This window comes from Brevibacillus sp. AG (assembly GCF_028369215.1).
Classification (GTDB): domain Bacteria; phylum Bacillota; class Bacilli; order Brevibacillales; family Brevibacillaceae; genus Brevibacillus; species Brevibacillus porteri.
In genome coordinates, this window is record NZ_JAQMYO010000002.1 from 356,810 (window position 1) to 382,777 (window position 25,968).

Here is a 25,968-nt window from a genome sequence, read left to right on the forward strand (position 1 = left end):
GACGTGAAGGCATGCCGAGACCGCTCGTCGTCGGGAACGGAAAACTGCTGATTAATTTTGATGACAAGCTGCACATGCGAGATCTCTATTTTCCGTATGTCGGCCAACTGAATCATGTCGGGGGACACTTTAGCAAGCTGGGTATTTGGGTGCAAGGTCACTTTTCCTGGCTGGATGAAGACGGCTGGACGCGGAAGCTCGGATACGGACAGGAGTCTTTGGTGACAGATGTTCATGCGCATCATGAACATCTGGGCATCGCCCTGCAAATTGCAGATGGGGTGCATCAGCGTGACCCGATTTATTTGAAAAAGGTGTGCGTTCAGAATTTGACGAGTGAAGTGCGAGAGGTCAGGCTGTTTTTCAATCACGATTTCAGCTTGAATGAGACGGAGGTAGGGGATACCGCTGTTTTTGATCCTATCCTGCGCACCATTTACCATTACAAGCGCAATGTGTACATCATGGCGAATGGAAAAACGGATACGGGTGGGATCGATCAATATAGTGTCGGGATCAAGCGGTTCAACTATGCGGAGGGGACCTGGAGGGACGCTGAGGATGGTCTTTTGTCCGGCAATCCAATTGCACAAGGCTCCGTAGATAGTACGATTTCTTTTTCACTCATACTGCAACCGCAAGAAGAGAAGGCGCTCTTTTACTGGATGTGCATTGGTGAATCGTATGAGGATGTTAAAGTATTGAACCAGTATGTACTCGAAAGCGATCCGGAACATTTGCTCAGTCGGGTCGCGGTGTATTGGCAACGTTGGGTCAATAAGGAAGAGCGGGACTTTGCTGATCTTTCTGCAGAGGTTGTCAATCTGTACAAGACCAGCTTGCTACTCGTGCGCACGCAAATTGATCAGAACGGAGCGATTCTCGCTGCGAATGACTCGGATATTCTCCAATTCAATCGCGACCATTACAGCTACATGTGGCCCAGAGACGGAGCGTTGATTGCGAGTGCGATGGCGAAAGCGGGTTATACGGGAGTGGTCGCACCATTTTTCCGATTTTGCGCGGACGCATTGAATAAGGACGGATATTTGCTGCACAAGTACAATCCAGATGGGTCTGTCGGCTCTAGTTGGCATCCGTATATGGTTGACGGAGAAATTCAGCTCCCGATTCAGGAAGATGAGACGGCACTCGTGCTGTATGCGCTCTGGGAGCAATACAAGAGCGGCAAGCAAATTGAAGACTGCCAAGCGCTCTACCCCACGCTGGTTCGTCCGGCGGCCCGCTTTTTGTTGGAGTATGTCCATCCAGAGCTGCAACTCCCAAAACAAAGCTACGACTTATGGGAAGAGCGACGGGGAATTTTTACGTTTACCAGTGCTACTGTTTTCGCAGGCTTAATGGCTGCGGCTCGTTTTGCCCAGCTGTTCGGGGATGATCGGCGCTACAAACGCTACACAGAAGGGGCAGAGCGCATTCGTGGGGCAATGGAAAAACATCTCTACGACTCTGAAATCGGGCGTTTTTTGCGTGGGATATATGTAAGAGCAGATGGGAGTGTCGAAAAAGATTTCACGGTGGAGAGCAGCTTGTTCGCCTTGTTTGCGCTTGATGTGTTTTCCGTAGACGATCCGAGAGTTGAGCGGACGATGGAAGCTGTCAAAAAGAGTTTGCGGGTAGACACAGCGATCGGTGGAATTGCCCGCTACCAAGGGGATTACTATTTCAAAAAATCACATGATACGGCGAAGGTACCGGGCAATCCATGGATTATTTGCACCTTATGGGTCGCTGATTGGGAAATTGCCAAGGCGAAATCTCTCGATGAACTCCAAGAGCCAAAGAACAGATTGGCTTGGGTCGTACGTCATGCTCTACAAAGCGGCGTGCTATCCGAACAGCTCGATCCGTATACAGGTGCTCCCGTATCCGTTGCACCGTTGACGTGGTCGCATGCTACTTATGTTGCCACTGTTTTGCGTTATTTGGAGAAGGTGAATGAGTTGTTGCGGTAACGAGGGGAGAGATGAGGGGATGACAACGATCCGTTTCGGTACGGACGGTTGGCGCGACATAATCGCAGATGGCTTTACTGTCGAGAATGTCCGCATTGTCGCACAAGCTATCGCCAGCTATACCAAAGAAATCGGACAACAGGAGCAGCCTGTTCTGGTCGGGCACGACACACGGTTCTTGGGGAGACGCTTCGCCGAGGAGGTTGCAGCTGTCCTGACCGCGAATGACATTCGAACCTATTTGGTGAACGAAGCAGCGCCAACGCCTGCCGTAGCCTTTGGAGTGAAGCATTTTGCAGCGAGTGGCGCGATCATGATCACGGCCAGTCACAATCCACCCGAATATAACGGCATCAAATACATTCCGGAGTACGCCGGACCTGCAACGCCTGTGATCACGCAAAGATTGGAAGAGTGGATCAGCGAAACCTGCCAGGCGAAATCGGTGCGTACGATTTCCCTCGCGGAAGCAAAGGCCTGTAAGCTGCTGCAAGTCATTGTGCTGCGTCCTCATTACGAGGCGCATCTTAGACGGATGGTGAATATGGATGTATTGAAAAACTCTTCCTTGTCCGTTGTTGTCGATGCCATGCATGGTGCGGGTATGGGCTACGTGAGCGGCTTTTTGTCTGAGGCGGGGGTGAAAAACGTCGGAATCCGAGAAGTCCCGGATGCGGCTTTTGGCGGAGATTTGCCTGAGCCAAACGATAAGCATTTGCATTTGCTAAAAAAAGAAGTAGTAGAACGCCAAGCATCTCTTGGTCTTGCTAATGACGGCGATGCGGATCGCTTCGGAGTCGTCGACCGCTTCGGACAGTACATCACGCCAAATGAAGCACTCGTCCTGCTGACCTATCATTTGCGAAAAAATCGTGGCTTGAGCGGACGGATTGTCAGGACAGTAGCGACTACGCATCTATTGGATCGGATGGCTAAGCATTATGGTCTTGAACTGGTAGAGACGCCAGTTGGCTTCAAGTATGTAGGTGAGGAAATGCGCAAAGGTGACGTGCTCATTGGTGGAGAAGAAAGTGGCGGGGCCAGTATTCTCGGTCACATCCCGGAGAAAGACGGCGTACTCATCAATTTGTTGCTCGCTGAGATGTGCGCGTACGAAAACAAAGGAATTGATCAAATCCTGCGAGACGTATACGAGCAGTTCGGAGAGCTGTTCCATACGCGACTTGATATGAAATTGCCGGAAAAAGATCAATGGATACAGCAAATGATCGCCAATCCACCTGCACTAATTGGTCCTTATCAGGTTTTGGAGATTCAACGAGTGGATGGGGTCAAGCTGTTGCTCGAGGAAGGACATTGGGTCTTGATCCGTCCGTCTGGCACAGAACCGTTGGTACGCATCTATTGTGAAGCAACGAATGCGACGGCTTTGCAGAAGTTGCAAGATGCGATTCGCGAATGGTTTTTGGAGATTAATGTGTAAATGCTGAAGGGGAGAGCCTGCATGGATGTGCTAGGTTCTTCTTTTTTTGACGACAACGTAAGGCTTCTGTTATGTGGCTGCGGGGAAGAGAAGAATATTTCCAGTCTAGGCTCCAGGCTCCGTCCTGCTGGGGGTTGAGACTGTCCGCTCCGAAGGGATTCGCGGGGAAACGCAAAAGTGGTAGCCGCTTCGTCGCGTGGGCACGTTGCGTTTCTTTTGCCCGCTCATTCCTTCTCCGCTGGGTAGGACTCCACAAGTCGCTACGTGTGGAAATATTCTTCTCTGGCGAAACGGATGGCATTTCTTCCTTCTTTCAAAGCTTTAAATAGCGGGGGAAACACGGAAAGCTCCTGTTATGTGGCTGCGGTGGGGAGAAGAATATTTCCAGTCTAGCTCTAGGCTCCGTCCTGCTGGGGGTTGAGACTGTCCGCTCCGAAGGGATTCGCGGGGAAACGCAAAAGTGGTAGCCGCTTCGTCGCGTGGGCACGTTGCGTTTCTTTTGCCCGCTCATTCCTTCTCCGCTGGGTAGGACTCCACAAGTCGCTACGTCTGGAAATATTCTTCTCTGGCGAAACGGATGGCATTTCTTCCTTCTTTCAAAGCTTTAAATAGCGGGGGAAACACGGAAAGCTCCTGTTATGTGGCTGCGGGGAAGAGAAGAATATTTCCAGTCTAGCTCTAGGCTCCGTCCTGCTGGGGGTTGAGACTGTCCGCTCCGAAGGGATTCGCGGGGAAACGCAAAAGTGGTAGCCGCTACGTAGCGCGAGCACGTTGCGTTTCTTTTGCCCGCTCATCCCTTCTCCGCTCGGTAGGACTCCACAAGTCGCTACGTGTGGAAATATTCTTCTCTGGCGTGACAGATGTGATTCTTCAATCTTTTAAGGCATTTAAACTTGTCTAATACAGAAAGCTCGTAGAGGAAACAGGAGAAAAAAGCGAAGATCTTAGGGACACCGACCGAGACGCAATGCAAAAAGCGAAACACGCTCTTAAGCGTCCACCTCTGAAACACATCTTGAAAGGACCACTTTGGACGCGGTTTCGCTTTTTGCATGGAGACGTGCAGTCAATCCCGCAGGGGGTGGCCCTAGAATCTGAGCGTTTTCTCCTGTTTCCTCCCCCCACGACAGCAACGTACAAAATCGTTATACACTACATAAAAAACAGATGCTATTGCTGGATATCTACTACCCATTTACCAAATCGAAAAAATGAGGTATTCTTGTCCATATGCAATCCTTTCATTGGAATCGGACAGGACTTCCTGGCCTCACCAGTGTAAAGGATTTTTTGCCCCTTAAATAGGAAGTGTCTGAATGATCGTAGTAGATGGACCTTCATTAATTTTGTTTTAACGTAGTTCGAAGTCGGTAACTGATGAGAGATGATGAGAAACGATGCGGATCGATCAGCATATATTGCTAGCATTTTTACAGGAAGTTCAAGTGGAGAGTCTGTCGCCGGATGATCCAGTCGTCGTACACCACACGCCGTACCCGTGGGAGTTGGTCGGTACCGGCAATTATGCTGCCGTATTTGCCCACCCGGACTATCCAAAGGTAGTGATCAAGCTGTACGCACCTGGAAGACCAGGAGCCGAACAGGAAATCGAAGTCTATCGCAAGCTTGGGGAGACTCGTTCTTTCCCTATCTGTTATGATTATGGGGAAGGATACTTGGTCATTTCGCGGATGAACGGCATACCCCTGTTTGACTGTGTTCGCTTTGGTATTCCGATTCCTCCGCAGGTGATTGAAGACGTGGAGGAAGCACTCGAAGAGGCGCGCAGGAAGGGTTTGTTTCCACATGATGTCCATGGGAAAAACGTACTAATGGATCAGGGACGAGGTTATCTGATTGACGTATCCGATTACTATGTCAATGATACAGACACAAAATGGCGTGATTTACGCAAGGCGTATTACAAGGTGTACCTGCCATTTATCAAGGATCGTGGATGGAAAATTCCATTGTGGATGCTGGAAGTTGTACGCAAAGGCTATCGACTGTACAAAAAAGGAAAGCGCTTGTTCACGTAGACGGTCTCTGGTAAAATGATCATTTGATATTGTGTTTGTTCAGTTGCTGGTCGAAGCAGAATAAGGAGGACATTCCATTGTTGTACTATCTCATTGCGGCAGTAATTATTGCGCTTGATCAGTTTACAAAGTATTTAGTCGTGAAGTATATGGAACTGGGAGAATCCATTCCTTTGATCGCGGACGTATTTCATCTCACTTCCCATCGAAACATGGGAGCGGCGTTTGGCATCCTGCAAAATCGACGTTGGTTTTTTATTGTCATTACCGTTGTCGTTGTGATTGGGATTGTCATTTCCTTGATTCGCTTGAGAAAAAACCAACCTCGTGCATCGTTGGCGCTGTCATTGGTCTTGGGTGGAGCCGTCGGGAATTTCATTGATCGTGCGACGACTGGTCAAGTTGTAGATTTTCTCGATTTTACGTTGATTAACTTCCCGATCTTTAACGTGGCTGATATGGCGATCACGATTGGTGTGGGGATTTTGCTTCTCGATGTTTTTCTGGATGGGAAGAAAAACAGATAGTTATGAGAATAATAGTGGGAAAGCTCGGATAGGTGGAGAAAATTACATGAATGACACGCAATTGTTTGAACGTTACGATTGGACGGTAGAGCCAGCGGATACGAGCGAGCGCATCGACAAGTTTATCACGCTGCAAAATGAAGATTGGTCCCGATCACAGGTGCAGGCTTGGGTGAAGGAAGGCCGTGTCACTGTAAATGGTGAACCGATCAAAAACAACTACAAGCTGCAGGCAGAGGACGAAGTAACCCTCCGTGTTCCGCCGCCAAAGGAAATGGCAATCCAGCCAGAGGAAATGTCCTTGGATATTGTATACGAGGATAGCGATGTCGTGGTCGTGACTAAACCACGTGGCCTCGTCGTGCATCCTGCTCCTGGTCATTACAGTGGGACACTCGTCAATGGGCTTTTGGCACATTGCAAGGATTTGTCCGGAATCAATGGTGTTTTGCGTCCAGGAATTGTTCATCGCATTGACAAGGATACATCCGGCCTGTTGATGGTAGCCAAAAACGACAAGGCACACATGGGTTTGGCTGAACAATTAAAAGCACATACGGTCAATCGGAAGTATGTCGCGATTGTTCATGGTGTCATCCCGCATGAAATGGGAACGATTGAAGCACCAATCGGGCGCGATCCGAAAAATCGCCAGCAAATGGCGGTTGTTTTTGAAAACAGCAAGCCGGCTGTGACGCATTTTATCGTGCTGGAGCGCTTCAAAGAGTACACGTTGGTGGAATTGAAACTCGAAACAGGACGTACCCATCAAATTCGCGTACACATGAAGTATATTGGCTATCCACTGGCGGGCGATCCAAAATACGGTCCGAAAAATACATTGGAGCTCGATGGACAAGCTCTGCATGCGAAAACACTCGGCTTTATCCATCCCCGTACAGGAGAGCAGCTCGAATTCGAAGCGCCAATGCCGAAGGAAATGCTTGACGCCATCGAGGTTCTCAGACAAGCGTAAGCGAACAGGAGGAATAGCCGTGCTAAAAAGATTAGCGCATGTGACGCTGTACGTTCACGATTGTGAAGAGGCATTGCGGTTTTACACGGAAAAACTCGGTTTCGAAAAACGCATGGATTCTCGGATGGATGATGGTTCTCGTTGGCTCACCGTCGGCCTTCCTGGGCAGGAGATAGAGATCGTATTGCATGACCCTACCCATTGGCATCGGGAAGAAGTTGCGCAGGAAATGCTTCGTCAGGTCGGCAAAAATCCAATGTGGGTTTGGGAGACGGATGATTTTGGGTCCACATACGAAACACTGCGCCAACGCGGCGTGAATTTTGTGAGTGAACCAAACGAAGTGATGTATGGCATTGAGGTTATTTTCGAGGATCTGTATGGCAATCGTTTTTTGTTGTTGCAGCCAGTCTTCCTATGACACTTACATAATGGCAGTTGGATTGGAAAACGCTAGTAGAGAGCTTATTACTTTCTTCTGGCGTTTTTTTCATCATTCAATAGAGCGTGTAAGGAGTGAATGCTTGTGATCGGAAAATGGGGGAAGCTGATCAGTCTTTTTGTCCTTTTGGTTGTACTTGTCACGGCAAACGGTGAAGTAAAGGTGTCAGCCCAAAACCAACAGCCAGAGCGTGTGAACAAGGAAATAAGCGTTCCGGCAAAAATTGCATTTACGAGCAACCAGCATTTGTTTTTGGTAGATGGACGGGATGCATCAGGAAAAATAAAGCAAATCACCAAGGACGGCTATGCACAGATCGTAGGCTGGTCGCCAGATGGCAAGTGGCTCCTGTTCGTGAAATACAAAGGCAACGACAATTACTCGACACCAGGCTACGTGTGGATCGTCAGAGCGGATGGCAGCAAAACAGTGCAGGTAGACGAACGAGCAGTCTTTGAAATGCCAAAGTGGTCCCCGAAAGCGAACAAGCTAGCATACACCGTGAATATCGGCAGCAATGAAGCGCCAAGCCCTTTGCTGATTGTAAAAGAAATTCATGATCAAGGAGAAGTAGCCTTGCAAAGTTCAACGAAGGCTGACTTCGCAGATTTTGCCTGGATGCCGGATGGGGAAAACATGCTTGTCTCGCTACCCGCTGAAAAAAATAAGCCGATGACGCTGGCCTTGCGCACGCTTGCAGGTAAACCGTTGGCTGCCTACCCGATTGAGGAACCGCCAAAAGTGGAGGAAGGTATCTACCCATGGGCGGCGACAGGCCTAAAAGTATCCCCAGATGGGAAGGCTGTTGCCTACTTTGTCAGGTATAACTCCGGGTCCTTGTCTGCTGATGGCGTACCTATTCAATGGTTTGATTTGACACAGCCTGCCAAAAAGCCAATAGAACTCGGTACAGGATTGGCTTATCATGATTGGCTTGCTTGGACACCAAATAGCGACCAGCTCGCTTTTGTCGATGGCACTGACCGGATCACCACGACTAACAAGCAGTTGAAGCTGGCGGATCGAGCAGGAAAGGTCAAAACAGTCAGCCCTGGTCCAGTGGTGGTAGACACTTATCCAGTATGGATTCCAAAAGCTCCATACACACTGCTTTTCACCAGAGGCTTGGCTACAGCGTATTCATACGATCCAAAGAAGGTCATGGTACCGGAACAAGGCATCTGGCGGCGATCCGCAGATGGAGCAGAGCAGCAGGTGACAAAAGGGTCAGCGAATACAGCCGACTACTATCCTGCGCCATCTCCAGATGGGAAACAGCTCCTTTTCTTGCGTTTGGATCGAGCGGAGCATGGCTCCCTGTTTATCCAAGGAATAGGTGAGGATGCGGACAAACAAGTCGAGCTGATCAAAGACATTACAGGGGACATTGGTTATTATGCGAACTATTTGCCACCGTGGGTCAGCGTCTATTGGGAATAGTTAGACTTTTCCGGGCTGCATTGACACCCGTCCAGAATCGTGACATAATTCTACATGACGAATGGAACCTTTTAATCCAGTCCAGTGAGGCTGGCAAGGGCACGGAATGACAAGCAGGCGGGACTCTTACAGTCCGGTCAGTTTGTCCGAGGGCTTCTTGTCTCCTGACAAGGAGCCTTTTTTCGTAAGGTCCACTGTTCCCGTCGAGAAGGGGGATATTGAGATGATCAACAAAAGCGTCATTATGGATGAAGCCGCAATCCGCCGCGCGCTCACTCGAATCGCACATGAAATTATCGAGCGAAACAAAGGTGTCGAAGATCTCATTATCGTGGGCATCAAGACCAGAGGGATCTACCTCGCGCAGCGTCTTGTGGAAAGAATCGAAATGATTGAAAATGTGAAAGTCCCAGTCGGTGAGCTGGACATTACGTTCTATCGTGACGATCTGCAACACAAGTCCGAAGATGCCATTTTGCAAGGCTCCAAGCTCCCAGATCAAATCACGGGCAAGACTGTGATTCTGGTGGATGATGTTCTCTACACGGGAAGAACAGTGCGTGCCGCATTGGATGCACTGATTGACAACGGTCGCCCTCGGATGATTCAACTGGCTGTTCTGGTTGATCGCGGTCATCGCGAGCTACCAATTCGCCCTGATTTCGTCGGAAAAAACCTCCCAACTGCTCGAACGGAAATTGTCGATGTACAATTGGCAGAAGTGGACGTTATGGACATTGTGTCCATCCGACAGCTACTGTAAAAATAAAAGAACTCCTCTTTAAAAACGATCCCGTGAGGTCGGCAAGAGGCAAGAAACTTCCCATGAGCATGGTGAAGCTAGCCTCTTTGTGTCCGCACAAAGAGGTTTTTTGTATAAAAAAAGCTTTTTGAATGAAAGACAAAACAGGGGGCATACAGGCATGAGCCAAAAAAATTACATCGATGTAGACGAAACACCACATATTTCGCGATTGCTGCCACTTAGTATTCAACACTTGTTCGCGATGTTCGGCTCGACTGTACTCGTACCGATCTTGACGGGTCTGGATGTTGCAACGGCCCTCTTGGCGAGCGGGATCGGGACACTTCTGTTTCTGTGGATCACCAAAGGAAAGCTTCCGAACTATCTCGGTTCTTCCTTCGCCTTCATCGGTCCGATTATCGTCGTGAGTCAATCGCATGGTGTAGGGACGGCACTCTTAGGCTGCTTCCTCTCCGGGATTGTGTACATCATCGTCGCCGGAATTGTGAAGAAGGCAGGAGTCAAATGGCTTGATCGGGTACTGCCACCAGTTGTCATCGCATCCGTCATCGTTGTGATCGGTCTGAGCCTGGCTGGCGTAGCAGTAGACATGGCGACGAAAGTCACTGTAGACGGTCAATCGCAAATGTCACTGACTTCGATTGAAATCTCGCTCGTTACCGTGGTCATAACAGTTCTAGCAGCGGTCATGCTACGCGGTTTCCTTGGTCTTATCCCCATCTTGATCGGAATGGTTTCTGGTTATGTATACACGCTGCTGCGTCACCCTGATCTGATTAACTTTCAAAAAGTAGTAGAAGCAGACTGGTTCATCACGCCACAAAAAATGTTTACGGAGCACTTCAAATTTACCGAAGTCATGAGTGTGATCGGTGACGGCTCTGCATGGATCGCAGCACTGGTCATCGCGCCAGTCGCTTTTGTCACGCTGGCAGAGCATTTGGGTCACTTGCTGGTAACGAGCAAGGTCATGGATCGCGATCTGATGAAAAATCCGGGTCTGCACCGCAGCTTGCTCGGAGACGGGGTGGCAACCTCACTGGCAGCCATCATGGGAGGTCCGCCAGCAACGACGTATGGAGAAAATATTGGTGTCCTTGCAATGACTAAGGTATACAGCCGAGTGGTCATCGGTCTGGCTGCTGTACTGGCAATCATGTTCGCCTTCGCTGGTAAGATTAGCGCCATTTTAATGACGATTCCAACGCCGGTACTTGGTGGTGTCTCCATCATCCTGTTCGGTATCATCGCGGCACAAGGCTTGCGGATGTACGTCGAGCACAAAGTGAATTTTGCAGACAAACGCAACATGATTCTCGCAGCGGTCATCCTCGTCACGGGAATCGGCGGATACAAAATCAGTTTTGCAGGTACAGGTATCGCTTTCCTGAACGATCTGACCATCGATAATATCGCTCTCTCTACCTTCCTGGGAATTATTCTGCACCTGATCCTTCCAGGAAAAGAGTCCGCGATGGGCGAAGCGCACCAGGAAGAACAAAAACAAATAGCCTAAACGTTCCCAATCCTTTAAATCCAGTCCAGAGAGGCTGGCAAGGCATAGAACGCTGTTAAGGCTGCCCGAAAAAGGCACCCAACCAGCTTCTTGTCTCGCTTGCCTCCAGATGCAAAGCGATGCAAAGAAGCTTTTCTTTTGACCAAAATGAACCGGAGGGATTCATGATGAAAAATGTAGCGCACCTGATTGGCCTCAAAGACTTATCGAAAGAACAGATCATCCAGCTCCTCGAGCGAGCAGAGTATTGGGCTGCTAGACCGACTGAGCAAGCGGATATCCTGCACGGACGGTTTGTCGCGAATCTGTTCTTCGAGGCCAGTACCAGAACCCGCTTCTCTTTTGAAGTAGCACAAAAGCGACTGGGCGCACATGTTTTGAACTTCATTCCGGAAACCTCCTCCACCGTAAAAGGCGAGACGGTCTATGACACGATCCGCACCTTGGAAGCAATGGGCGTGGAAGCAGCCGTTATCCGCACCAAGAAAGAAGGCCTGCTGCAAGAGTTAGCAGAAAGCGTAGACCTGAAGCTGATCAACGCGGGAGATGGAACGAATGAGCACCCGACCCAATGCCTGCTCGATCTTTTGACCATGAAAAGACAGTTTGGCAAGCTATCTGGTCTCACGGTAGCGATCATGGGAGACCTGCGCCACAGCCGCGTGCTCGGTTCTCACCTGCATGCGCTGCCGAAGCTCGGCGTGAATCTGCTACTCTCGGGTCCTGCTACGATGATGCCAGCGCATATCCCGCAAGGTGTCAAAATCGTGGAAATGGAAGAAGCGGTTCAAACCGCAGATGTGGTCATGATGCTGCGCGTTCAGCTGGAGCGCCATGCGGAATCCCTCTATCTATCGAAAGAAGAGTATCACAAGGCACATGGGCTCACTCTGGAAAGAGCCAAAATGATGAAGTCCGGCGCAGTTATCATGCATCCGGCACCCGTCAATCGCGGGGTTGAGATTCATACCGATTTGGTAGAATGCGAAACGTCCTTGATTCAAACCCAAGTGACCAACGGAGTCGCAGCAAGAATGGCAGTTCTAGAAACTCTTTTGAAAGGGAGCGAAATGACATGGGAATCATCCTTGGCAACGGCAACGTACTAAATCAGGCGGGGGAACTCACCCCGATGGAAATATTGGTGGAAAAGGGAAGAATCACAGCGATGGGGGAAACGCTCGATCGCGAGGGGCATGAATGGATCGATTGCCACGGCGGTATGATTAGCGCCGGTCTCATCGATGTGCACGTACATCTGCGTGAGCCAGGCTTCGAACATAAAGAAACGATCGAAACAGGGGCAAAAGCAGCCGTACAAGGCGGATTTACAACAGTAGCATGCATGCCGAACACACGACCATCCATCGACAGTGTCGAGACCGTGACCTACATTTTGGACAAAGCGAGCGAGGCTGGTATGGCGCGCGTGATCCCGTATGGTGCGATTACCGTTCGCCAATTGGGAAAAGAGCTGACGGATTTCGCTGGGTTAAAAGAAGCGGGGATCTTTGCGCTGACGGATGACGGTGTGGGTGTGCAATCAACAGCGATGATGAAAAAGGCCATGCAAAAAGCAGCAGAGCTCGGTATCGCAATCGTCGCTCACTGCGAGGACGAAGACCTGTTGATCCCGGGAGCAGCCTTGCATGACGGGGTGGTAGCAGCTCGCCACGGACTCCCTGGAATTCCTTCTGAGTCAGAGTCCATCCACGTTGGTCGCGATATTTTGCTGGCAGAACAGACAGGTGTGCACTACCACGTATGCCACATCAGCGCGAAAGAGTCGGTGCGTCTGGTACGCGATGGGAAACGAGCTGGCGTAAATGTAACGTGTGAAGTCAGTCCGCATCACCTCTTGCTGTGCGATGAGGATATCCCGGACAATCTGGATACGAATTGGAAAATGAACCCGCCGCTGCGCTCTCGTGAGGATCGTGCTGCACTGATTGCGGGATTGAAAGACGGCACCATTGATATGATCGCCACAGACCATGCACCACACACCCAAGAGGAAAAAGCAAACGGGATTAATCGAGCCCCATTCGGAATCGTCGGACTGGAGACAGCATTCCCGCTCCTGTACACAAATCTCGTGCAAAACGGAGAACTGACCTTGAAGAAGCTGGTTGAGCTGTTGACCGTGAAGCCAGCAGAAGCATTCAAACTGCCATACGGACGTCTGGAAGTGGGCGCACCAGCAGACCTGACTGTGATTGATCTGGAAACGGAAAAAACAATCGACCCAAGCACATTCGCAAGTAAAGGAATCAACACACCATTTGCTGGTTGGGCATGCAAAGGCTGGCCGACCCTAACGCTGGTAGATGGGAAGATCGTATATCAAAACGTGTAAAAACGACTTACAGACGAGACACAAGTTTTTACACGACAATGGAGGAGGAGCATAGATGCGTGCAAGATTGATCTTGGAAGACGGAACAGAATTTATCGGGACAGCATTTGGAGCGACAAAGGAGTCCTACGGGGAAGTGGTTTTCAATACAGGGCTGACTGGCTATCAGGAGGTTTTGTCCGACCCATCCTACTGCGGACAGATCGTCACCATGACATACCCGCTAATCGGAAATTACGGGATCAATCGAGACGACTTTGAAGCTGTTCGTCCATACATTCACGGCTTCGTTGTTCGCGAGCATTGCGAGGCGCCTAGCAACTGGCGCAATACGAACACACTCGATGAACTGCTGAAAACATACGACATCCCAGGTATTGCTGGAGTCGACACCCGGATGCTGACGAGAAAAATTCGTTACCACGGCACGATGAAGGGCATGATTACAACCAGTGAAGCACCGTTGGCTGAATTGGTTGCTGCCCTGAACGGCACGACATTGATGACAGACCAAGTATCACGTGTTTCTACGAAAAGCGTCTTCAGCTGCCCAGGTACAGGTCATCGGGTAGCACTGGTAGACTTCGGCGCGAAGCACGGAATTTTGCGCGAGCTGACCAAACGCAATTGCGACGTAGTAGTCGTGCCTTACAATGTGACAGCAGAAGAGATTCGCCGCATTCAACCAGACGGGATTCTCTTGTCCAACGGCCCTGGGGACCCGAAGGATGTACCGCAAGCTGTAGAGATGATTCGCGAAATCTTGGGTGAATATCCTCTGTTCGGAATTTGCCTCGGTCACCAGCTGTTCGCACTAGCGTCTGGCGCTGACACGACGAAAATGAAATTCGGACACCGTGGCGGCAACCATCCAGTAAAAGAGCTGCCAACCGGACGCACATATATCACATCCCAGAACCACAGCTATGCAGTCAAAGAAGATTCACTGGCAGGCACGGAACTGGAAGTTACACATATCGCACTCAATGATGGCACCGTCGAAGGCGTACGTCATGCAGCGAAGAATGCATTCTCAGTACAGTACCATCCAGAAGCAGCTCCAGGTCCGTATGATTCCGGCTACCTGTTCGACCAGTTTCTTGCGATGATGGAAACCGCTAAGGAGGAAAAAACTCATGCCAAAACAAGATAATCTGAAAAAAATCCTCGTAATTGGCTCTGGACCTATCGTCATCGGGCAGGCTGCAGAGTTTGACTATGCGGGCACGCAAGCATGCGAAGCGTTAAAAGAAGAGGGCATGGAGGTAGTTCTGATCAACTCCAACCCGGCGACCATCATGACTGATACAAACATGGCGGACAAAGTATATATAGAGCCAATCACACCTGAATTCGTAGCGCGCGTCATTCGTCAAGAGAAGCCGGATGGACTGTTGCCTACACTTGGTGGTCAAACAGGCTTGAACATGGCTGTTGCCCTCTCAGAAGCAGGCGTTCTCGAGCAAGAAAATGTAAGGCTGCTCGGAACCAAGCTGGAATCGATCAAACAAGCAGAAGACCGCGACCTGTTCCGTTCTCTCATGAATGAACTGGGTGAGCCGGTACCTGAATCCGTCATCGTGAGCACGGTCGTAGAAGCTGTCGATTTTGCAAACGAAATCGGTTATCCCATCATCGTTCGTCCTGCCTACACCTTGGGTGGTACAGGCGGTGGAATTTGTGAAGATGAAGAAACCCTCCGCGAGATCGTCGCAAGCGGATTGAAATACTCCCCGATTACGCAATGCTTGATCGAGAAAAGCATTGCCGGCATGAAAGAAATCGAGTACGAAGTGATGCGCGATGCCAACGACAACTGCATCGTAGTCTGCAACATGGAAAACATCGACCCAGTCGGCGTGCATACAGGTGACTCCATCGTAGTAGCACCTAGCCAAACACTGGCTGATCGCGAATATCAAATGCTGCGCTCATCCGCACTGAACATCATCCGGGCACTAGGTATCGAGGGTGGCTGCAACGTACAATACGCACTCGACCCGCACAGCTTCCAATACTACGTGATCGAAGTGAACCCGCGTGTGAGCCGCTCTTCTGCACTGGCTTCCAAGGCAACAGGCTACCCAATCGCAAAGATGGCAGCCAAAATCGCAATCGGCTACACGTTGGATGAACTGAAAAACCCGGTGACAGGCCAAACATACGCATGCTTCGAGCCAACACTGGACTACATCGTCAGCAAAATCCCACGCTGGCCATTCGACAAGTTCCAATCCGCAAACCGCAAGCTCGGTACGCAAATGAAAGCGACTGGAGAAGTCATGGCGATCGGTCGGACTTTTGAAGAATCGATCATGAAAGCCATCCGTTCCTTGGAAATCGGCAGCTATCACATCGAGATCGAGGGAGCAGGCGAAATCAGCGAGGAAGATTTGAAAGCTCGACTGGTGCACGCGGATGACGAACGCCTCTTCCTGCTGGCAGAAGCACTGCGTCGTGGCTGGACGATCGAACAACTGCACAACCTGACCAAGATCGATTTGTTCTTCCTGCATAAGTTCCATAAAATGATTGCTTTTGAAGCGGAACTGGCAAAAGGCTTGACGAGTGAGAAGCTGTACGAAGCAAAACGCATGGGCTTCACAGACCGCAAAATTGCCGAGCTGTGCGGTGAGACAGAAGAAGCGGTACACGCGATGCGCAAAGAAAAAGGCTTTGTACCTGTATATAAAATGGTAGATACTTGCGCGGCAGAATTCGAAGCGCAAACACCGTACTACTACTCCGCGTATGAAGTAGAAGACGAGCGCATCGAGACTGGCAAGAAGCGCGTAGTTGTGCTGGGTTCTGGACCAATCCGCATCGGTCAAGGAATCGAGTTTGACTACGCGACTGTCCACGCTGTCTGGGCACTGAGAGAAGCGGGCTATGAGGCAGTGATCATCAACAACAACCCGGAGACCGTTTCTACAGACTTCAACACTTCTGATCGCCTGTACTTCGAGCCGCTGTACATCGAAGACGTCATGAACATTCTCGATGTAGAAAAACCAGAGGGTGTCATCGTACAATTCGGCGGACAAACCGCGATCAATCTGGCTGACAAGCTGGCTGCACGTGGAATCAAAATCTTGGGTACGAGTCTCGAAAACATCGACGCAGCGGAAAACCGCGAGAAGTTCGAAGCGCTGCTGCGCGAGCTGGAAATCGCCCAACCACCAGGCAAAACGGTTACGTCAGTCGAGCAGGCAGTAGTGGCAGCTGAAGGTCTTGGCTTCCCAGTCCTGGTTCGCCCATCCTACGTACTTGGCGGGCGTGCAATGGAAATCGTCTACAACCAGTCCGAACTGTTGGAGTACATGGAAAAAGCGGTGAAGGTAAATCCTGATCATCCTGTACTGGTAGACCGTTACATGGTCGGGGTAGAAGCGGAAGTCGATGCGATCTGCGACGGCGAAAATGTTTTGATCCCAGGCATCATGGAGCATATCGAACGCGCAGGGGTGCACTCCGGTGACTCTATCGCTGTATATCCTCCGCAATCCTTGTCCCAAGCGATCAAGGAAGAGCTGATTGACATGACGACAAAGCTGGCGCGCGCCCTGCAAATCAAAGGCTTGCTCAACATCCAGTTCGTCATCTATAAAGACCGCCCATACGTAATCGAGGTCAATCCGCGTTCGTCCCGTACGGTGCCATTCCTCTCCAAAGTAACGGGGATTCCAATGGCAAACATCGCAACGAAAGCGATCCTTGGTCACTCGATCATCGAACAAGGCTTTACACCAGGCTACCATCCAGAGGAGTCGATGGTTTCTGTCAAAGTACCAGTCTTCTCCTTCGCAAAGCTGCGTCGCGTCGATATTACGCTCGGTCCTGAAATGAAATCGACTGGAGAAGTCATGGGACGCGAGAGCACACTGGCAAAAGCATTGTACAAAGGCTTGGTCGCAGCGGGCATGAATATCCCGACACAAGGCACATTGCTCGTGACAGTTGCTGATAAAGACAAGGAAGAAGCGCTAGACATCGTGAAACGCTTCCGCCACCTCGGCTTCAAGCTGATGGCGACCGCAGGCACAGCCGATTATTTGGAGCAAGCGGGACTGCAAGTAACACGCGTAAGCAAATTGTCTGAGGGCACGCCAAACCTGTTGGATGTCATCCATACAGGAGAAGCAAACATCGTACTCAATACACTGACAAAAGGCAAAACGCCACAACGCGACGGCTTCCGCATTCGTCGGGAAGCAGTAGAGAACGGCGCCGTATGCTTGACTTCACTCGATACAGCTTCCGCTCTCCTGCACGTACTGGAGACGATCACATTCTCTACAGAAGCAATGCCAGCCCAGCGTGCTGGTGCCAAAGTGGCAGTAACCGTATAAAAAGGGGAGAGCAGCGTGCAACAACAACTAACCGATATTCGCGAACGCATGATTGTTGCGCTCGACTTTTCCACACTGGATGAAGTCAAAAAGTGCATCGAGCCGCTACAGGGGCATATCCGCTATGTAAAAGTGGGGATGGAGCTCGCTTACGCAGAAGGTCCAGCGATCGTTTCCTTCTTGAAGGAAAAAGGACTCAAAGTGTTCCTCGACTTGAAGGTTCACGATATTCCCAATACAGCTAAAGGCGCGATGAGAAGCCTGGCGCGTCTGGGAGCAGACATGGTAAACGTTCATGCGGCAGGCGGCGTAGCCATGATGGCGGCAGCGAGAGAAGGTTTGGAGCAAGGGACAGCGGCAGGTGCTGCTCGTCCCCTCCTGATCGGTGTGACGATGCTGACATCTACTGGTTTGCAAACGATGAATCAAGAATTGGCGATTCCAGGTGATGTAGAAGATGTTGTGGTGCACTATGCGCTGATGACCAAGCAAGCTGGTTTGGATGGGGTAGTTGCTTCTCCACTAGAGGTACCGATGATCAAAAAAGCTGCTGGAGACACATTTGTAACCGTAACACCAGGAATTCGTCCACTGGGAGCAGATCAAGGCGATCAGACGCGCATCACGACGCCGGAACAGGCATTTCGCTTGGGCAGTGATTACCTCGTGATCGGACGCGCGATTACGGGTGCAAAAGATCCGGTAGGTGTCTGGAAAAGTATCGTCGCAGCAGTGGACAAAGATCGTTCGTAAAGTAGCCAGCTGGAGGGAATAAGTGAAATGACGACAATGACAACCGCTAAACATATTGCAGCGAACCTTCTCGAAATCGGGGCAGTTCATTTGCGACCGGAACAACCATTTACATGGACGTCCGGGATCAAATCCCCGATCTACTGCGACAACCGGATCACGATGTCCTATCCGGATGTGCGCCGTGCCATTGCGAGAGCATTTGCCGATTTGATCAAGGAGCAGTACCCAGATGCGCAAGTTGTTGCTGGAACAGCAACTGCGGGTATTCCACATGCTGCATGGGTAGCAGAGCTGCTTGATCTGCCTATGATTTACGTACGGGACAAGGCAAAAGGCCACGGTCGCCAAAATCAGATTGAAGGCGCATTGGCGGCTGGTCAAAAGGTCGTCGTGATTGAAGACCTGATTTCCACAGGAGGCAGCTCCTTGAAAGCAGCGCAAGCTGTGCAGGCTGAGGGTGGAGAGGTTCTGGGGGTCGTAGCCATTTTCAGCTACCAATTCCCAGATGCCCAAGCCTTGTTTGAGGATGCAGGCATTCCTTGCTCCACCATATCGAATTACACAGCACTTTTGGAAGTAGCTTCAGAGCAAGGGGTTATTACAAGTGAACAGGAAAAAGTACTGGGCGAATGGCGGAAATCCCCGCGTACTTTTTTTGAATAAGGAAGGGATACATGATGAAGAGTAGGGCGGCGATCAAACCGTCCTACTCTTTTTTGTTTCGTCGTGGATCACAATCTGGACCCCTTCGGATCGATAGAACTGGAGTATATCATCGGCAGTCATTTCGAAATGGCCGAAATCCTCTGGAAAAAGAATACCGGGCGTAACAGTTGAGTTTTCGTTTTGCCGAATGATTGGTTGTGCAAAAATGGCAGCTCCCAAAGCAGTTAGGTGAGTCTGCCCTTTCGGATCAGTGATCTCGATTTGGCGTTTCACGTTCATGCCATGCTGATTGCGCCCATTTAATTGGATGACAACATGGTGAGGTGACCCTGCACCTGGATTGTACAGTATTTTTTGACGTGTGCTTTTGCTGAGCAGGTTCCATATCCGGCTTTTCACCAATGAAACGAGGGCAAAAGTAGACAGTTTATTGTCGAAGGCGATACGAAAATCAGCTGCAGTTACGTTTTGGGCTTTCACGAGCGTCATGTGATCGGGTGTGTCAAGACGATAGCATTTCGCATGGTACCCATTCGGAAAGGTGACGGGTAACGGATCTGACAAGGGTGTCACTTCTTTTACGCCAGTCGGTGTGGTGACGGCAAAAGGAATCGTCATACGATTCATATAGTCGGTGGAATCTGGACCTGCTTTGTCTTGAAGGGAATAAAGGGCGTGAAGATGTATCTGGACATCTTGCAGGGAAGCTGTATGTATGCTTGCAAGAAGTGCTACAGTTCCCCCCATCCACCCTGAAGCGAGAATGACTGGAGAGCCAATGTTCTCATTCTTCAAGCGTTCGATCGATCGTGTAAATCGTTCTGTCCAACGTGTGACGTCAATCAGAGGAATCTGTCGGCGAACAGCGGCAAGAAGCAGAGTGTCATCAGGATCATTTACTGCACTAATAATCAAAGTCAAATCATCAGGAGCATGGGCGAGAGGATCGGATTCGGAGATGTCTAGGAGGAAAGGCTTTAGCCTACCGGATGTAAAAGGCAATGACTTTCCCGTAGACCTTCCACCCAGCAATAATTCGAGAGTAGGGTGGCGATCGTGCAGGATCTTGGCAATTTGGCTCCCGACCGTTCCGTAGCCGCCGACAATTAAAACTTTGGTGATATTCATTTAGATTTCCCCTTTGATTAAATGTTTATTCGTTTAAGTTTATTAACGGATGGTTTTGAAAAACAGGGACACACTGTCCCTTTTCGTGACGGTTCAAATTCAGTTGCACTCTTCTTCGACGAAAGTCACCAATTGCTTAAAAAGCCTGATCGCTTCTGTAATTTCAAGCCGATAAAACATCTCTGTTCCCTTCTTTTGAACATTTACTAGGCCCGCTTGTTTTAATATTTTCAAGTGATGAGACACCGTAGGTCTAGACATGGGAATATGCTCGGCGATTTGTGTGACGTTCATGCTTTCCTTGTCGATGAGAAGAGCTACGATTTGCTGCCGAATCGGATCACCCAAGCCTTGGAAGTATGGACTTAACTCCATAAATATTTGAACCGCTTTTTCATTGCAGGTTGGATTCGTCATTGCACACTCCGTTAATAAACTTAATCATTTAAACCAAAGTATATGGGTTCTTCCTTATTTTTGCAAGTCATAAAAACGTTGATCAATCAGCAAAAAAATAAGAGGAAGCGAGATTGGCCAGATGCAATAGGAAAGAAAAGTAGGGAATAGTAAGGGAGGTTACAAAAAAAGTAAAGGTAGGTGCTTGCGTATGAAAAAAGGAACGGGGAGCTTGGGCTCTCTTATGAAAACAGGGAAGGTTAAGAAAATCCTCGGTGCAGCTTTTTTGTCTGCCACACTCATGTTTTCCCTTCCTCATACGGGACAGGCTGTGGGCAAAGGTGCTCATGGGCCAGATATTTATGTGATTCAGGGGATGTTGAAATCATTAGGTAGTTACTCGGGTCAAATCAATGGATACTACGATGATGTTACCGTACGAGGTGTGAAGCATTATCAGAAAAAACACGGGTTGCCGGTTACAGGAAATGTAGATAATCGTACGTTCCAAAGCATTGTTTATTCCTATGATAGTGTCAAATCTGGAAAACGCGGTCAAGGTGGCGGCAAAGGTCACGGTGGTGGAGCAGGCCAAGGTGGCGGCATGGGCGGCGGAGCAGGTCAAGGTGGCGGAATGGGCGGCGGAGCAGGCCAAGGTGGCGGCAAAGGTCACGGTGGTGGAGCAGGCCAAGGCGGCGGCATGGGCGGCGGAGCAGGTCAAGGCGGAGGCATGGGCGGCGGAATGGGCGGCGGAGCAGGCCAAGGTGGCGGCATGGGCGGCGGAGCAGGTCAAGGCGGAGGCATGGGCGGCGGAATGGGCGGCGGAGCAGGTCAAGGTGGCGGAATGGGCGGCGGAGCAGGTCAAGGCAAAGGTTACGGCGGTGGAACAGGTGAAGGCCAAGGTAAAGGCTACGGCGGTGGAACAGGTGAAGGCCAAGGTAAAGGCTACGGCGGTGGAACAGGTGAAGGCCAAGGTAAAGGCCAAGGTAAAGGCTACGGTGGCGGAACAGGTGAGGGCCAAGGCAAAGGCTACGGCGGTGGAACGGGTGAAGGCCAAGGTAAAGGCTACGGCGGTGGAACCGGCAACGGCGGCGGAACCGGCAACGGTGGTGGAAAAGGCAACGGCGGCGGAACCGGCAACGGTGGTGGAAAAGGCAATGGAGGCGGCAACGGCAACGGTGGTGGTAACGGCAACGGTGGCAGCAATGGCAACGGTGGTGGTAACGGCAACGGTGGTGGTAACGGCAACGGTGGCAGCAATGGCAATGGAGGCGGCAACGGTAAGAACAATGAGGATAACGAAGGTACTGGAAAAGACTAACTGTACACAGGAGATAAAACGCTTCGCCTCTTTTATGGGGACGAAGCGTTTTTCATGTAAAAGAGCTAACTTTAGTTAGTGTTAGAAGGAATTTAGCTAATGATATCATGATTGATGATTGCTATTTAATCAGCCGGGATATCAGAAAAAGTTCGAAGGAGGAAGAGCGATACACATAGGAAAGACAAGTCAGCGTATCCAGCCTGAAAGAATGCAAGCAGGTAACTGATCAAATGACAGAAAAGTACAACGATTGCATGCAAGGAGGATTATGGTACATACCAGACCTTTTGAATATGAGCAAGACGAAGCATTTATTTGGGAATTGTACTGTTCTACGAGAACCGAAGAAATGGCTCTTTGGGGTTGGAGTGAGGCGGACAAGCTTGCTTTTTTACAGTCGCAGTTTATCATGCAGCAGAAATCTTACCAAATGCAGTTTCCCGCTCAGAAGCATCAAATCATTCTTCGATCCGAGCAGCCTATCGGACGGATGATCACGGATGCGAGCGGAGATGCACTGCACCTCGTAGATATTTCTTTGCTGCCTGCTTATCGGGGACAGGGTGTTGGTTCTGGTATGATTGGCGATCTGCAAAAAGAGGCTCAAGCTTTCCAATTACCAATCCGTTTACATGTTGTACAAGGGAATCCCGCCTTTCGATTATATGAACGACTTCATTTCATCGTAACTGACTCAACGGGGCTGTATATCCAAATGGAATGGCAGTCCCTTTTGCAAAAATGACCAATCTGTTCGTTCGACAACGGAAATAACCACTTTACATAAGGAGGAAGCAACATGGCAGAGCCATTTCTTGGAGAAATCAGGATGTTTGGAGGAGATTATGCACCACAAGGATGGGCATTATGCAATGGACAGATCTTATCTATTTCTGAAAACGACACGCTGTTTAGTTTGATTGGAACCACATATGGCGGGGATGGACAAACGACTTTTGCGTTGCCTGATTTACGGGGGCGTATCCCGCTTAATCAAGGGAAAAATCCGAGTACAGGAACTACCTACGTGATAGGGGAAAAAAACGGGGTAGAATCAGTCACCTTAACCGTCTCACAATTGCCCGCGCATACGCATACGGTCCATGCATCATCGCAGCCAGGAACGCAGAACAGCCCTGCCAATGCTGTATGGGCAAAAAATGCGCAGCAATATTCAGCGAATGTACCTGATGGATTAATGAACCCGTCCAGCTTGAGCAGTGTGGGTGGGAATCAACCACACAGTAACCTGATGCCGTTTACGGTTATTAATTTCATCATCGCCCTGTACGGAATCTATCCTTCACAAAATTAACAGCCAAATCGAACAGGAGGATTTTACATGGAACCATTTCTTGGAGAAATTCGATTTTTTCCATTTCCATTTGCGCCAAAGGGTTGGGCTTTGTGTAATGGCGCCGTGCTGCCTATCAACGTAAACCAGGCACTGTATTCCTTGTTAGGAACTACTTATGGGGGGAACGGGAAAACCACGTTTGCTTTACCCGATTTAAGAGGGCGTGTCCCCGTTCATAAAAACAATCTACAGGATCGTCCAATCGTACCGCTTGGTATGTCAGCTGGCGAAGAAACACATGTATTAACGACAAACGAGATACCCGCCCATACCCATACGGCAACCGGCTCAAATGCAGCTGCCAATGAAAAAGTCTGCGCGGGGAACTACTGGGCACAAGCTTCCACCACAACCTATGGGACAACCCCGGATACGACGATGAGCGAGAGTGCGTTGCAAATGGTAGGGAATAGTGCACCTCATATTAATATGCAGCCGTATTTGGTCGGGAATTTTTGCATCGCAATTCAAGGGGTTTACCCGTCAAGAAACTAGAGGAGGCACTATCATATGGATCCGTATATTGGAGAAATTCGTATCTTCGGTGGCAATTTCGCACCGAGGGACTGGGCTTTTTGTGATGGACAATTGATCCCGATCTCTTCCAATCCTGTCTTGTATTCGATATTGGGCACGAAGTATGGTGGAGATGGCAAGACCACATTTGCGCTTCCTAATTTAAGAGGTACAGCCCCGATGAACCAGGGGGCAGGACCTGGCTTGACACCGCGTTCGGTGGGAGAGACAGGTGGCGATGCCAAAATCACTCTGCTGGAAAATGATATTCCGGCGCATACTCATGTTCCGAATGTGTGCTCAACGCCAACAGTCGATACACCAACAGGCGCGAAATGGTCATCGACTGTTGGTCGGGGAAGTGTCATTCCTTACTCCAAAACGAGTGATGGGACACAGCTTAGCCCGCAAACAATCGGCACCACAGGCGGTACTCAACCTCATAATAATATGCAGCCTTATCTTGGACTCTCGTTCATCATTTGTGTGGAAGGTGGAGTTTTTCCACCGAGAGAATAGGAACTGTATCTTGGACGCCCGAAGCTGTGTAGCTGAAGGCGTCTTTTTCGAATGACGATGACGGTCACAGCCCTTCTTCCATCTTTTCCTACTTTTCGTATTCTTCTTGCGAGACGTATGCATTATAATGGATATGTCCGTGATATTAAACGATCGCTTGAAGCAGAACGATCGCAGAGGATGAAGCAGATGACGAAGATAGAAATACTGAAAAGCATGTTGACGAGCGATCAACGCAATGCCCCAGTATGGCTGTTATTAGGGTTAGAGCATGCTGAGCACGGGGATCGTACGGAGGCTTTACAAGCGTTTACGCAGGCCCTTGCCTATGGAAATGAAGCGATGAAGGAAAAAATTGTGATCGAACTCAACAAGCTACAAAAGGAATCCCCATATTCGCGGACGTTAAAAGGGATCAATCAGAAGGATTCCTCTACATATACGATGTTTCCACCTAAGATACGCGTCATCGAAGGGGGCAAAGGGAAGACCACCGCGAAATCGGTTCAACTCGTTGAGAAAACGGCGGGTTTTGGAATGGTCGGCGGGCTTGGACGAGTAAAAGAGGCAATTTTTCAAAGACTCCTACATCCTATTTCGCAACGGTTGCCTCAAAAGAAAAGTACCATTTTACTCTACGGACCATCGGGGTGCGGAAAATCTTTGCTAGCAAAAGCAACCGCAGAAGAATGTCAGGCTCATTTTTTCTCCATGGCGATCACAGGCGGTCGAAGTATGTATGCGCCGTCGAACAGGCAGTTCAACATCCAGGACTTACTGGCAACAGTCCCTGCCAATAAACCGTTTCTGTTCTTTTTAGATGAACTAGACGCTTCCAGCCATTACGAAGAGCATCCGAACTCCTATCCTAGACAGGGGATCGATTCCAAATGGCTTCAGCAGATAGCGGAGGCAGGCGAATACGACGAACGATTCGTCCTGATGGGTTCAACCAACGTTCCATGGGAATTGGAGCCTTCCATGCTCCGAGCAGCTGGTTTTGATCACTGGATTTTTGTCGGACCGCCAGATCGGCAAGCACGGGAGGATATTTTTCGCTTAAAGCTGGAGGGCCGTCCTTCTGAGATGCTCGATTATGAGCAATTAGCAGGATGGACAGAGTTTTATTCGGGGGCAGACATCGAGTATGTAGTGGAGCTCGCAACGGAGCAGGTCTGGCATGATATCGTAACAAAAGGGGTCGATCGCCCGATTCAAATGAGCGATCTACGGGAGGCCATTGCAGCTACCTATCCAACAACCATTGAGTGGTTGCGGACTTTGAAAGAACATTTGAAACAAGTGGATTACAACGGAATCTATGATGAGGTGTGGGACTACCTGTCTCTTCACAGCAGAATCTAACATCAACGAAAAGACCGTCGGCTCGCTATCAAGCTGCGGTCTTTTTTCATGATATAAATGTTAGAATATTGACTCAATATAGTCTTTTTTGTACGCTGAGTATAGGCACG

Annotated in this window: 23 protein-coding genes; 21 read left to right on the plus strand and 2 right to left on the minus strand. The window is 49.8% G+C overall.

The window, feature by feature from the left end; translation table 11 throughout:
- The first annotated feature begins 11 nt into the window (after positions 1–11).
- The 15 genes from POF51_RS06690 to pyrE all read left to right on the plus strand — a co-directional run bounded on the left by POF51_RS06690 (position 12) and on the right by pyrE (position 19,250).
- Positions 12–1,976 carry a glycoside hydrolase family 15 protein gene (locus tag POF51_RS06690; protein ID WP_069849567.1) on the plus strand — a complete coding sequence of 655 codons (1,965 nt, stop codon included), beginning with the start codon at positions 12–14 and terminating at the stop codon, positions 1,974–1,976.
- Positions 1,977–1,995: 19 nt separating this feature from the next.
- Positions 1,996–3,420, plus strand: coding sequence for a phosphoglucomutase/phosphomannomutase family protein (locus POF51_RS06695; RefSeq protein WP_271754562.1), 1,425 nt, complete (start codon positions 1,996–1,998; stop codon positions 3,418–3,420).
- Between the two features lie 1,397 nt (positions 3,421–4,817).
- Complete coding sequence (locus tag POF51_RS06700) at positions 4,818–5,459, plus strand: serine/threonine-protein kinase (RefSeq protein ID WP_069849564.1); 642 nt, start codon at positions 4,818–4,820, stop codon at positions 5,457–5,459.
- Positions 5,460–5,536: 77 nt separating this feature from the next.
- Positions 5,537–5,986 carry a signal peptidase II gene (gene lspA / locus POF51_RS06705; protein WP_069849562.1) on the plus strand — a complete coding sequence of 150 codons (450 nt, stop codon included), beginning with the start codon at positions 5,537–5,539 and terminating at the stop codon, positions 5,984–5,986.
- Between the two features lie 46 nt (positions 5,987–6,032).
- Positions 6,033–6,962 carry an RluA family pseudouridine synthase gene (locus tag POF51_RS06710; protein ID WP_017249514.1) on the plus strand — a complete coding sequence of 310 codons (930 nt, stop codon included), beginning with the start codon at positions 6,033–6,035 and terminating at the stop codon, positions 6,960–6,962.
- 19 nt (positions 6,963–6,981) lie between these two features.
- Positions 6,982–7,383: a VOC family protein gene (locus POF51_RS06715; protein WP_271754567.1), complete on the plus strand. Its 402-nt coding sequence runs from the start codon at positions 6,982–6,984 to the stop codon at positions 7,381–7,383.
- A gap of 99 nt (positions 7,384–7,482) precedes the next feature.
- Positions 7,483–8,844, plus strand: coding sequence for a hypothetical protein (locus POF51_RS06720; protein WP_271754569.1), 1,362 nt, complete (start codon positions 7,483–7,485; stop codon positions 8,842–8,844).
- 223 nt (positions 8,845–9,067) lie between these two features.
- On the plus strand, positions 9,068–9,607 hold the full coding sequence (pyrR, locus tag POF51_RS06725) for a bifunctional pyr operon transcriptional regulator/uracil phosphoribosyltransferase PyrR (RefSeq protein ID WP_007728461.1): 540 nt from the start codon (positions 9,068–9,070) through the stop codon (positions 9,605–9,607).
- Positions 9,608–9,767: 160 nt separating this feature from the next.
- Complete coding sequence (locus POF51_RS06730; RefSeq protein ID WP_069849556.1) at positions 9,768–11,126, plus strand: solute carrier family 23 protein; 1,359 nt, start codon at positions 9,768–9,770, stop codon at positions 11,124–11,126.
- Positions 11,127–11,293: 167 nt separating this feature from the next.
- On the plus strand, positions 11,294–12,235 hold the full coding sequence (locus POF51_RS06735; RefSeq protein WP_069849554.1) for an aspartate carbamoyltransferase catalytic subunit: 942 nt from the start codon (positions 11,294–11,296) through the stop codon (positions 12,233–12,235).
- Positions 12,202–13,482, plus strand: a complete 1,281-nt coding sequence (locus POF51_RS06740; RefSeq protein ID WP_069849552.1) for a dihydroorotase — start codon at positions 12,202–12,204, stop codon at positions 13,480–13,482. The genes POF51_RS06735 and POF51_RS06740 overlap by 34 nt, the downstream gene beginning before the upstream one ends.
- 55 nt (positions 13,483–13,537) lie before the next feature.
- The gene (locus POF51_RS06745; protein ID WP_017249508.1) at positions 13,538–14,635 is read left to right on the plus strand and encodes a carbamoyl phosphate synthase small subunit; all 1,098 of its coding nucleotides are present in this window, start codon (positions 13,538–13,540) and stop codon (positions 14,633–14,635) included.
- Positions 14,619–17,831, plus strand: a complete 3,213-nt coding sequence (gene carB, locus POF51_RS06750) for a carbamoyl-phosphate synthase large subunit (protein WP_069849550.1) — start codon at positions 14,619–14,621, stop codon at positions 17,829–17,831. The genes POF51_RS06745 and carB overlap by 17 nt, the downstream gene beginning before the upstream one ends.
- Before the next feature lie 15 nt (positions 17,832–17,846).
- On the plus strand, positions 17,847–18,584 hold the full coding sequence (pyrF, locus tag POF51_RS06755) for an orotidine-5'-phosphate decarboxylase (protein WP_069849548.1): 738 nt from the start codon (positions 17,847–17,849) through the stop codon (positions 18,582–18,584).
- A 27-nt stretch (positions 18,585–18,611) separates the two neighbouring features.
- On the plus strand, positions 18,612–19,250 hold the full coding sequence (gene pyrE, locus POF51_RS06760; protein WP_069849546.1) for an orotate phosphoribosyltransferase: 639 nt from the start codon (positions 18,612–18,614) through the stop codon (positions 19,248–19,250).
- 33 nt (positions 19,251–19,283) lie between these two features.
- Here the strand turns inward: pyrE and POF51_RS06765 are convergent, their stop codons facing one another.
- Entirely contained in the window at positions 19,284–20,381 is a 1,098-nt protein-coding gene (locus POF51_RS06765) for a saccharopine dehydrogenase (protein ID WP_069849544.1), read from the minus strand.
- A 99-nt stretch (positions 20,382–20,480) separates the two neighbouring features.
- Positions 20,481–20,798: an ArsR/SmtB family transcription factor gene (locus POF51_RS06770; RefSeq protein ID WP_069849542.1), complete on the minus strand. Its 318-nt coding sequence runs from the start codon at positions 20,796–20,798 to the stop codon at positions 20,481–20,483.
- 190 nt (positions 20,799–20,988) lie between these two features.
- On the opposite strand from POF51_RS06770, the gene POF51_RS06775 reads away from it, so the two are divergent.
- The 6 genes from POF51_RS06775 to POF51_RS06800 all read left to right on the plus strand — a co-directional run bounded on the left by POF51_RS06775 (position 20,989) and on the right by POF51_RS06800 (position 25,858).
- Positions 20,989–22,098, plus strand: a complete 1,110-nt coding sequence (locus POF51_RS06775; protein WP_271754579.1) for a peptidoglycan-binding domain-containing protein — start codon at positions 20,989–20,991, stop codon at positions 22,096–22,098.
- 271 nt (positions 22,099–22,369) lie between these two features.
- Complete coding sequence (locus POF51_RS06780; protein WP_069849540.1) at positions 22,370–22,846, plus strand: GNAT family N-acetyltransferase; 477 nt, start codon at positions 22,370–22,372, stop codon at positions 22,844–22,846.
- A gap of 54 nt (positions 22,847–22,900) precedes the next feature.
- A complete protein-coding gene (locus tag POF51_RS06785; RefSeq protein ID WP_069849538.1) occupies positions 22,901–23,416 on the plus strand; it encodes a phage tail protein in 516 nt (171 codons plus the stop codon).
- A gap of 27 nt (positions 23,417–23,443) precedes the next feature.
- Positions 23,444–23,953: a phage tail protein gene (locus POF51_RS06790; RefSeq protein ID WP_069849536.1), complete on the plus strand. Its 510-nt coding sequence runs from the start codon at positions 23,444–23,446 to the stop codon at positions 23,951–23,953.
- 15 nt (positions 23,954–23,968) lie between these two features.
- Positions 23,969–24,493 carry a phage tail protein gene (locus POF51_RS06795; RefSeq protein WP_069849534.1) on the plus strand — a complete coding sequence of 175 codons (525 nt, stop codon included), beginning with the start codon at positions 23,969–23,971 and terminating at the stop codon, positions 24,491–24,493.
- Between the two features lie 189 nt (positions 24,494–24,682).
- Positions 24,683–25,858, plus strand: coding sequence for an ATP-binding protein (locus tag POF51_RS06800; RefSeq protein ID WP_069849532.1), 1,176 nt, complete (start codon positions 24,683–24,685; stop codon positions 25,856–25,858).
- Positions 25,859–25,968 lie beyond the last annotated feature (110 nt).

Excerpts from the sequence above, each read along its gene's own strand:
- POF51_RS06690 (WP_069849567.1), top strand. The coding sequence starts at position 12 with ATGCCGAGACCGCTCGTCGTCGGGAACGGAAAACTGCTGATTAATTTT.
- POF51_RS06695 (WP_271754562.1), top strand. The coding sequence starts at position 1,996 with ATGACAACGATCCGTTTCGGTACGGACGGTTGGCGCGACATAATCGCA.
- POF51_RS06700 (WP_069849564.1), top strand. The coding sequence starts at position 4,818 with ATGCGGATCGATCAGCATATATTGCTAGCATTTTTACAGGAAGTTCAA.
- POF51_RS06710 (WP_017249514.1), top strand. The coding sequence starts at position 6,033 with ATGAATGACACGCAATTGTTTGAACGTTACGATTGGACGGTAGAGCCA.
- POF51_RS06720 (WP_271754569.1), top strand. The coding sequence starts at position 7,483 with ATGCTTGTGATCGGAAAATGGGGGAAGCTGATCAGTCTTTTTGTCCTT.
- pyrR (WP_007728461.1), top strand. The coding sequence starts at position 9,068 with ATGATCAACAAAAGCGTCATTATGGATGAAGCCGCAATCCGCCGCGCG.
- POF51_RS06730 (WP_069849556.1), top strand. The coding sequence starts at position 9,768 with ATGAGCCAAAAAAATTACATCGATGTAGACGAAACACCACATATTTCG.
- POF51_RS06735 (WP_069849554.1), top strand. The coding sequence starts at position 11,294 with ATGAAAAATGTAGCGCACCTGATTGGCCTCAAAGACTTATCGAAAGAA.
- POF51_RS06740 (WP_069849552.1), top strand. The coding sequence starts at position 12,202 with ATGGGAATCATCCTTGGCAACGGCAACGTACTAAATCAGGCGGGGGAA.
- POF51_RS06745 (WP_017249508.1), top strand. The coding sequence starts at position 13,538 with ATGCGTGCAAGATTGATCTTGGAAGACGGAACAGAATTTATCGGGACA.
- carB (WP_069849550.1), top strand. The coding sequence starts at position 14,619 with ATGCCAAAACAAGATAATCTGAAAAAAATCCTCGTAATTGGCTCTGGA.
- pyrE (WP_069849546.1), top strand. The coding sequence starts at position 18,612 with ATGACGACAATGACAACCGCTAAACATATTGCAGCGAACCTTCTCGAA.
- POF51_RS06765 (WP_069849544.1), bottom strand. The coding sequence starts at position 20,381 with ATGAATATCACCAAAGTTTTAATTGTCGGCGGCTACGGAACGGTCGGG.
- POF51_RS06770 (WP_069849542.1), bottom strand. The coding sequence starts at position 20,798 with ATGACGAATCCAACCTGCAATGAAAAAGCGGTTCAAATATTTATGGAG.
- POF51_RS06775 (WP_271754579.1), top strand. The coding sequence starts at position 20,989 with ATGAAAAAAGGAACGGGGAGCTTGGGCTCTCTTATGAAAACAGGGAAG.
- POF51_RS06780 (WP_069849540.1), top strand. The coding sequence starts at position 22,370 with ATGGTACATACCAGACCTTTTGAATATGAGCAAGACGAAGCATTTATT.
- POF51_RS06785 (WP_069849538.1), top strand. The coding sequence starts at position 22,901 with ATGGCAGAGCCATTTCTTGGAGAAATCAGGATGTTTGGAGGAGATTAT.
- POF51_RS06790 (WP_069849536.1), top strand. The coding sequence starts at position 23,444 with ATGGAACCATTTCTTGGAGAAATTCGATTTTTTCCATTTCCATTTGCG.
- POF51_RS06795 (WP_069849534.1), top strand. The coding sequence starts at position 23,969 with ATGGATCCGTATATTGGAGAAATTCGTATCTTCGGTGGCAATTTCGCA.
- POF51_RS06800 (WP_069849532.1), top strand. The coding sequence starts at position 24,683 with ATGACGAAGATAGAAATACTGAAAAGCATGTTGACGAGCGATCAACGC.